Source organism: Mycobacterium sp. (assembly GCF_019247615.1).
Taxonomy (GTDB): Bacteria; Actinomycetota; Actinomycetes; order Mycobacteriales; family Mycobacteriaceae; genus Mycobacterium.
In genome coordinates this window covers 20,422-28,327 of record NZ_JAFBAT010000017.1, presented here as the reverse complement: position 1 = coordinate 28,327, position 7,906 = coordinate 20,422, and the positions used below count along the sequence as shown (strand labels likewise).

The 7,906-nt window shown below is 65.2% G+C and carries 6 protein-coding genes and 2 pseudogenes; 3 read left to right on the top strand and 5 right to left on the bottom strand.

Features of this window, described 5'->3' with window-relative positions:
- The 3 genes and pseudogenes from JO059_RS01160 to JO059_RS01150 form a co-directional block, all read right to left on the bottom strand.
- The coding region (locus tag JO059_RS01160; protein WP_293314077.1) for a molybdopterin dinucleotide binding domain-containing protein at positions 1–206 on the bottom strand (206 nt) is incomplete at its 3' end.
- 435 nt (positions 207–641) lie between these two features.
- Positions 642–1,847: pseudogene (locus tag JO059_RS01155) on the bottom strand (molybdopterin-dependent oxidoreductase); the annotation flags it as partial.
- A 96-nt stretch (positions 1,848–1,943) separates the two neighbouring features.
- A pseudogene (locus JO059_RS01150) lies at positions 1,944–2,003 on the bottom strand (hypothetical protein); the annotation flags it as partial.
- A 381-nt stretch (positions 2,004–2,384) separates the two neighbouring features.
- Between JO059_RS01150 and JO059_RS01145 the strand changes: the two are divergent.
- Positions 2,385–2,852 carry an LppP/LprE family lipoprotein gene (locus JO059_RS01145; RefSeq protein WP_293314076.1) on the top strand — a complete coding sequence of 156 codons (468 nt, stop codon included), beginning with the start codon at positions 2,385–2,387 and terminating at the stop codon, positions 2,850–2,852.
- Between the two features lie 97 nt (positions 2,853–2,949).
- Here JO059_RS01145 and JO059_RS01140 read toward each other — a convergent pair whose 3' ends face one another.
- Positions 2,950–4,890 (bottom strand): acyl-CoA dehydrogenase, encoded by a 1,941-nt coding sequence (locus JO059_RS01140; protein WP_293314074.1) that lies wholly within the window; start codon positions 4,888–4,890, stop codon positions 2,950–2,952.
- A 146-nt stretch (positions 4,891–5,036) separates the two neighbouring features.
- Here JO059_RS01140 and JO059_RS01135 point away from each other — a divergent pair, with 146 nt between their 5' ends.
- A complete protein-coding gene (locus JO059_RS01135; protein WP_293314072.1) occupies positions 5,037–5,330 on the top strand; it encodes a hypothetical protein in 294 nt (97 codons plus the stop codon).
- Positions 5,327–5,551, top strand: a complete 225-nt coding sequence (locus JO059_RS01130; RefSeq protein WP_293314070.1) for an isoprenylcysteine carboxylmethyltransferase family protein — start codon at positions 5,327–5,329, stop codon at positions 5,549–5,551. Before JO059_RS01135 ends, JO059_RS01130 begins: the two co-directional genes overlap by 4 nt.
- On the opposite strand, the gene JO059_RS01125 is transcribed toward JO059_RS01130, so the two are convergent.
- The gene (locus JO059_RS01125) at positions 5,535–7,874 is read right to left on the bottom strand and encodes an ATP-binding cassette domain-containing protein (protein ID WP_293314068.1); all 2,340 of its coding nucleotides are present in this window, start codon (positions 7,872–7,874) and stop codon (positions 5,535–5,537) included. The genes JO059_RS01130 and JO059_RS01125 overlap by 17 nt on opposite strands.
- Between the last annotated feature and the right edge of the window lie 32 nt (positions 7,875–7,906).

Below are 7,906 nucleotides of genomic sequence, written 5' to 3'. Positions count from 1 at the left end.
TCGTTCCAGTGGAACGGCGCAAAGCAGTTGCCCGGCCGCACGCTCTTGGTGACGACGGCGGGCAGCACGGACCGTCCACGGCGGGAGGCGATTTCGACCGGGTCGTCATCGGAGATCTGTAGCCGCGCGGCGTCGTCGGGATGGATTTCGACGAACGGACGCGGGTTCAGCTTGGTGAGTTTGGCGACCTTGCCGGTCTTGGTCATCGTGTGCCATTGGTGCGGCAGTCGCCCGGTGTTGAGCAGGAAGGGAAAGTCGTCGTCCGGCATCTCATCGGGCATCAGATGCGGCCGGGCAAAGAACACGGCACGTCCGCTTGCGGTCGGGAACGCCAGTCGGGGAACGCTGCCGTCGGCACGAACCAATCTCGTCTGGCTGACACCGTCGTTGAGGTAACGGATCGGGTTGCGGTCGGCGGCCTCCTCCGCCGCGCACGGCCATTGCAGCGGCTCCCGCCGCAACCGGTCGTAGCTGGCTCCCCGCAGGTCATATCCGGTCGCGGGATTCCAGAACCGCTTGATCTCTTCGAAGACGTCCTCCGCGGAGTCGTAGCTGAACGACTCCGAAAACCCCATTTCGCAGGCTATTCGGGCGATGATCAGCCAGTCGGGCAGCGCCTGTCCGGGGGGCTCGACGGCCGGCTGGAACAGGGTCAGATTGCGCTCGGAGTTGACCATCACCCCTTCGAATTCCGACCACAGGGCGGCCGGCAACAACACGTCGGCGTACTCGTTGGTCTCAGTCTGTTGGAACGCGTCCTGGCAGATCACCAGCTCGGCGCGTTCCAGGCCCGCCAGCACTGTCTTCCGATTCGCCACGGAGGCAATGGGATTGGTGCAGATGATCCAGCACGCCTTGATCTTGCCGGCTGCCATGCGGGAGAACATGTCGACGGTGCCGGTGCCGACCTCGGTGCGTAGCGACCCGCGCGGGATGCCCCACTGATCCTCAACGAATGCGCGGTCGTCCGCCGATGTCACCGAGCGCTGGCCGGGCAAACCTGGGCCGAGATAACCCATTTCGCGCCCGCCCATCGCGTTGGGCTGCCCGGTGAGCGAAAAGGGGCCGCTGCCTGGTTTGCAGATCGCGCCGGTGGCCAGGTGTAGATTGCACACGGCATTGGTGTTCCAGGTGCCGTGTGTGCTTTGGTTGAGCCCCATCGTCCAGCAGCTCATCCAGTTCTCGGCCCCGCCGATCCAGCGGGCCGCTGTGCGGATGTCGTCAGCTGCGATGCCGGTGATTTCACTGACCCGCTCGGGGGTGTACTGCTCTAAAAAGCCGGGCATCTCCTCCCAGCCCTCGGTGAATTCAGCGATGAATCCGTCATCGGTGTGGCCGTTCTTGTTGATCAGGTACAAGAGCCCGTTGAGCAGCGCCAGGTCGGTTCCGGGGGCGATCTGAAGGAAGAGGTCGGCCTTCTCCGCGGTCGCTGTGCGACGCGGGTCCACCACGATCAGCTTTGCGCCGGCCTTGACGCGATCCATCATGCGCAGGAACAGGATCGGATGGCAGTCGGCCATGTTGGCGCCGACGACAAGGAAAACGTCGGCGTGGTCGAAGTCTTGGTAAGAGCCGGGCGGCCCGTCCGCGCCGAGCGACAGTTTGTAACCGGAACCGGCACTGGCCATACACAATCGCGAGTTTGACTCGATCTGGTTGGTGCCGATGAACCCTTTGGTGAGTTTGTTGGCCAAGTATTGAGCCTCGATGGACATTTGGCCCGACACGTACATGGCGAAGGAGTCCGGTCCGTGCTCGTCGATGATCGCCCGTAACCGCTGTGCGGTGTGGGTGATCGCATTGTCGGTGTCGATCGGCTCGTGGGGCTCGCCGCGGTCGGCCCGCACCTGTGCCGATTCCAGGCGGCCCGGGGCGGCGAGCAAATCCGCCGTGGTCGTGCCCTTGGTGCACAACCGGCCGAAGTTGGCCGGGTGGCTTTTGTTTCCAACAGATTTCGTAACGTGACGACGGCCGGCCCCGGGTTCGATGGTGACCTGAAACACGGTGCCGCAGCCGACGCCGCAGTAGGCGCAGACGCTGCTCACTTCGTCCTTACGGACGCGACCAGGCTCTTCGGCCACGCCTAAAGTTCCTCCCCTCGAGCGCGGAAAGGCGTATGCGCCAAATACTGCGCCAAGGATGTTTCGGCACCGGACGCGCGACGTTTCCGCCGTTTTACGGCTTCCTCTCACCGCATCCGGCCCGGTATGTGATGTGTCCGGAAAATCCTGGAGCCGCAGGGCGTAAGCGCAGGTCAGCGGTGACGTTTGGCTCCGTCCAGATTACCGGCGAACGCGTCGGAATTCCCTTATGGGACCGGGTTCCGACCAAACAAATGGGACATTCACAGTTTTCGTTAAGCTCACAATGTGCGTCCTCACTTTGTGATTCTGTTGTTTTTGTTGACCGCCGCTTGCGGCGGCAAATCCGCAACTGCGCCGGCGGCGCGGCCCGACACCTGTAAGGACTCCGACGGACCGACGGCCGAAACCGTGCGACAGGCCATCGCATCGGTCCCGATCGAAGTACCGGGTTCGACGTGGGTGGAAATCGCCCGGGGTCACACCAAGCAATGCCGGTTGTATTGGGTGCAGGTCATCCCGACCATCGCGAGCGAGTCGACTCCCCAGCAGCTTTTGTTCTTCGACCACAACGCTTTCCTGGGGACGCCGACACCGAACCCGAAGCCATACATCACCGTGCTGTCGCCTTCCGACGACACGGTGACCGTTCAGTATCAATGGCAGCTGGGAAGTGATCAGGCCTGTTGTCCGACCGGGATCGGCACGGTGAAGTTTCAGATCGGGTCGGACGGCAGGCTGCAGGCACTCGGGAAGATACCGCACCAGTAGCCTTGAGACGAAAGCCATTGTGCGCTCACGGTTTTCGGGGAGCACGGGGGTGCCGCCTTGACTTTCAACCACAACGCCGCCCAGCGGCATGCGCCAGCTACGTGGGCAGGTTCTCCGGATGCAGCATCTCGGCGTAACGCAGTGGCTCGGGGATACCGAAGCCGTCCACAAGAGTCTGAGCATACGGGCGCAGCTTGCGGCATCGATCGTTGATGCCGCGCGTAACGGCCTTCGCCCGCCCCGTCGACAGGTATCCGTGCTCGATGTACCAGGCCTTGTCTTCCTCGATCACCGACAACGCGTACAGGTCGCACACCATGTTGAGCAGCTCGCGCGCGTCCGCGTTCTCGCACGAGTCGATGCCGGCGACGAAGGCCTCCAGAACAATGCGGTCGATGTGCGCGTTCGCCGCGTGCAATACGTGGTCTTGCACCGCGTTGAACGCGTCGAATTCCGACATCTCCTTGGATTTGCCCTGCAGTCGGCGCGCGACCGAAGACAGCAGGTAATCCTCGCGCTCCTCGAACATCGTCACTTGGGTGCCACGATTGAACAGGCTGCCCTCTTCCTCGCTGTCCTGGCGGGCGTCGATGATCGTCTGCATGATCGCCTCGGCCGCAGTGCGTTTACGCACCCGCTCGCCAACGGTGTTGGCCGCGAAGCGCACCCATTCGACCGGGCTCATGCTGCGGATGTCGTCGGCGTAGGCCGTCAGCAGTTCCTTGGCCACGAGCTGGATCAGCACGTGGTTGTCACCTTCGAACGTGGTGAATACGTCCGTGTCACCCCGCAGCGCGATCAGCCGGTTCTCGGCCATGTAGCCGGCGCCGCCGCAGGCCTCGCGTGCCTCCTGAATGGCGCGGGAGGCGTGCCAGGTGTTGGCGGCCTTCAGTCCGGCGGCGCGCGCTTCCAGTTCGCGCTGCTCGTCGGCGTCGGGCGCATCCGCGGTTTGAATATCGTGGCATCTGCTGACCAATTCGTTCTGGGCGAACTGCAGCGCGTATGACCTGGCGATCAACGGAAACAGTCGGCGCTGATGCACCAGGTAGTCCATGATGAGCACTTCGGTTTTCTCATTGGGCGCGCTGAACTGCCTGCGCTGCAACGCATATCGAGTGGCGATGTCCAACGCGACGCAGGCGGCGGCGCCGGCGCTGCCACCCACGGTGATCCTGCCGCGGACCAGCGTCCCGAGCATGGTGAAGAACCGGCGGTTGGGGTTCTCGATCGGGGAGCTGTAGGTGCCGTCCGCCGCGACGTCGCCGTACTTGTTCAGCAGGTTGTTCCGCGGGACCCGGACGTGGTCGAACACGATCCGGCCGTTGTCGACCCCCGGCAGGCCACCCTTGTACTCACAGTCGGATGTCGTGACCCCGGGTAGGTCGTTGCCGTCGGCGTCGCGGATCGGGACCATGATGCAGTGCACGCCGTGGTTGACCGGCGAACCGTCCTCGCTTGTGATCAGCTGTGCGAAAACGGCTGCCATGGTAGCGGTTTCGGCAGCACCGCCGATGTAATCCTTGCGGGCCGTGGGGGTGGGGGAGTCGATGACGAACTCGTCGGTCTCGGCATCGTAGGTCGCGGTGGTCTCCAGCGACTGAACGTCGCTGCCGTGTCCCGTCTCGGTCATAGCGAAACAGCCCCGCAACTCGAGGCTGATGATCTTCTTCACGTACGCCTCGTGGTGGCGCTCGGTGCCGAGGTTCTCGACCGCTCCGCCGAACAGTCCCCACTGCACGCCGGCCTTGACCATCAGGGACAGGTCCGACATCGCGAGCATCTCGATCATCGTGATTGCCGCACCAATGTCGCCCGTGCCGCCGTGTTCTTTGCGGAAATTGTCCGCAGCGACGCCGAACGCGGCCATGATGCGCATCTGCTCGGCCACCTTGGTGCGGGCGATCACCGTGTTAGGCGTGTAATGCGGCCGGAACAGGTCTTCGGTCATGGTGGCCCGCATCCGGTTCTTCACGTCGCGCCAACGCCCGTCAAGAGTGTTGCGCAGATGTTCGGCTGTGACGGTCGTGTCTGGTGGCATGATCCGACGTTAACCCTCCGCTCGCTTCTCGGGAACAAGCCGTGCCGCATCCCCATCGCCCAACGTGCGCTCAGTGCGAGTTCCGCGCGGAATTTTCGCGGCTGATGCACGTTCGGTGTGGCCGTGCGGGGTGTCATGATGACGACGTGCCGCCGTACCTCGCCGCTTCGCTGGCTGTGCTGCTGATCGGCGCGGTTGTGACCAGGGTCCTGCTGCTGCGCAGAAGCGGCACTCGGGCAATGCATTTCGGGAAACTCGACAAGACGGATTTCCTGATACCGCCGGTGGCGCTGTTCTACTTCTATACCGTGTTCGCCGCCGCCTTCGGTTGGCCGCTGGCCAATCGCCGGCGGTTCTTTTCCTCGCCGGTCGTCGCTTGGTCGGGGGTCGCGCTGTGTTCGGTCGGGGTGCTGATTGCGACCAACCCGGGCGGCTGGTGACAACCGGCGTTTTCGCGGTGAGCCGTAATCCGATCTATGTCGGCTTCTTCGTCTTCCTGGTGGGCCAGCTGCTGGTTTCTCCCGATTGGGTTCCGCTTATCTACCTGATTGCTGCCGTCGCGCTGTTCCATCGGCAGGTCTTGCGCGAGGAGCAATTCGTGCGGGACCGGTACGGGCAGGAATACGCGGACTACTGCCGCCGCGTCAGGCGGTATGTATAGGGCTGTCGAACCCGGGTTGCAGCGGCCGCCGCAGCCGATACCGGACGAGCCCGGCCGTCACGGCGCCAAAGAGCGCGAGCACAACCATGTCGAACACCCACCAGCCCGAATAGTGAGTCCATGTCAAGACGTTGGCGGCCAGCGAGTCGACCCTGCGCAGATCGACGGTGGCCGCCGACGCTGCATAACCCCATTGGGCCGGGACCAGCCAGGAGACCTGCTGGAAGCCCCACCTGCTCACCAGTTGCACCAGGCTTCCGTCGAACACCAGGGAGGCCAGTATCACCAGCACAAGCAGCGGCAGGACCTCGCGCAGTCGATTCCCCAGCGCTGAGATCGCCAGTGCGATGATCGCCGAGACGACCGCGGTAAGGGCCACGCTCAGGTACAGCTCGAATGTCGCGTCCGGCAACAACACCGCGCCGTGTACCGGCCCGCCTCTGACGGCGACGACGATGGCGAACATGACCGCCGTCAGGACGGCCGCGGCCAAGCCGAAGACGATGATCTTGGCGGCCAGGTAGGCCGACGCCGACAGCCCGATCTCCTGCTCGCGGCGAAAGACGCGGCGCTCCTCGAACAGGGCGCGGATGGTCAGCGCGGAGCCCGCGATCACCGCGGCGACGTTGAGCGCGGCCAGCAGCTCGATCGCTTCATGGGGATTGGTGCTGCTCGGCTTGGGCCGGTCCAGGCCGGAATCGCCGGGGATCAACGTGGTCAGCGCCGCCAACACCAACGGCAGGACCGCGAGGAAGAAAAGGTAGACGTGGTCGGCGAAGATCAGTCGGACCTGCCGACGGGCCACCAGCCGAATTTGCCGTTTCGCGGGCAGCGCGGCGGGCAGCGGCCACGGCGGCGCCACCTCCGGCGGGGTGCTCCCGCCGGCCGCGTGCCGCCGGGCCTGAAATGCGCGGTGCGCGCCATCGGGATCGGCGCTCACCTGTTCGAGCACCGTGGACCAGTCGCGAGTACCCGCCGCGGACTCGACCTCCAAGGGTGTGCCCGCGAAAGCCATACCGCCTCTGGAGGTGAGCACCAGGACCTGATCGCACACATCGATGTCGGTCAGCGACGACTGCGACGACATGGCCACCACCACGACACAGCCGAGGTCGGCTTGGCGACGCAGGAGGGCCATCACATCGTTTCTTTGCGTCTCGTCCAGCCCGGCGCCGGGCTCGTCAACCACAAGCAATGTCGGTCTGGAGATCAGCTCGATCGCCATCGACGCGCAGCGTCGAGCATCGGGTGAGAGCTTGCTGATGCGGGTGGCGCGGTGCGGTGTCAGCTCGAGTTCTTCGAGAACCTGCTCCATCACCCGGCGGCGGTGCTGGCGGTCGGAGTCAGGAGGCAGGCGGAGTTCCGCGGCGTACCCAAGCGCTTGTTCGACGGTTAGCCGCGGGTGAATGCGCTCGTCGCGCGGCACTACACCGATGCGGGCCCGCATCGACTCGGTCTCGTGGTGCACGTCGTGGCCGTCGACGGTGACGACGCCGGAGCTGGGTGTTCTGATCCCGGAGAGCATCTGCAACAGCGCCGCGTTGCGGGCCGCCGATGGTCCTACGATCGCGGTCAAGGTGCCCGGACGCGCCATGAGCGAGATGTCGGCGAGGACTTGGTGCCCGTCGACGGCGAGCCCGAGCCGATGCGCGGTGACCCCGACGGTGCGTGCCCCGGGTTGGAGCGGCAGTCGATGCGTGGAGCTGTCTTTGTCGGTCGAAGGCGAGGGCCGCGGGACGCGAAGCTTCCGCGTGGCCATCCGCTCGATCAAACCGGGGCCCTGTTGCTCCGGGCCCTGCGCGACCGGCGGCGGTGGCGGCAGTGTCGGCGGCGGCGGGGCCGCGGGCGGTGGTGGTGGTGCGGGCGGAAAGATGCGCATCGGATCGGTATCCCGCTGGGTCGGAACAGGCCGGGCCGCGGCAGGGGAAGGCGGTGTCTGAGCCGGGCGTTGCGGTGGACCCGGAGGCCCTGGGGGCGGCCCGGACGGTGGACCGATCTGAAAAACCAGTCGCGGCCCCCGCCGCGGATCACCGACCGTGATCGCCTGGCCGGAACGGATGTCGAGGTTCGACACCCGCAAACCGTTCACGAAGATGCCGTGCAGGCTCCTGTCGATGGCCACCCAGTGGCTCCCGGTGAACCGCAGCACCAGATCCGGCGCAGGCGCGCCCGCTGGTGGGGCGCTGCCGGTGCGGTCCAGCGGGACGTCGACCCCGCTGCCGTAGCCCACCAGCACGTCTCGTCCGGGAGGAAAGACATACCGTGCTGATCCAACCCATACGGTCAACGGGGACGCCGGAAAGGCCGAAGCCTCGGGCCGCATCACCGCCACCTTTCGTCACCGGTCAGACCGCA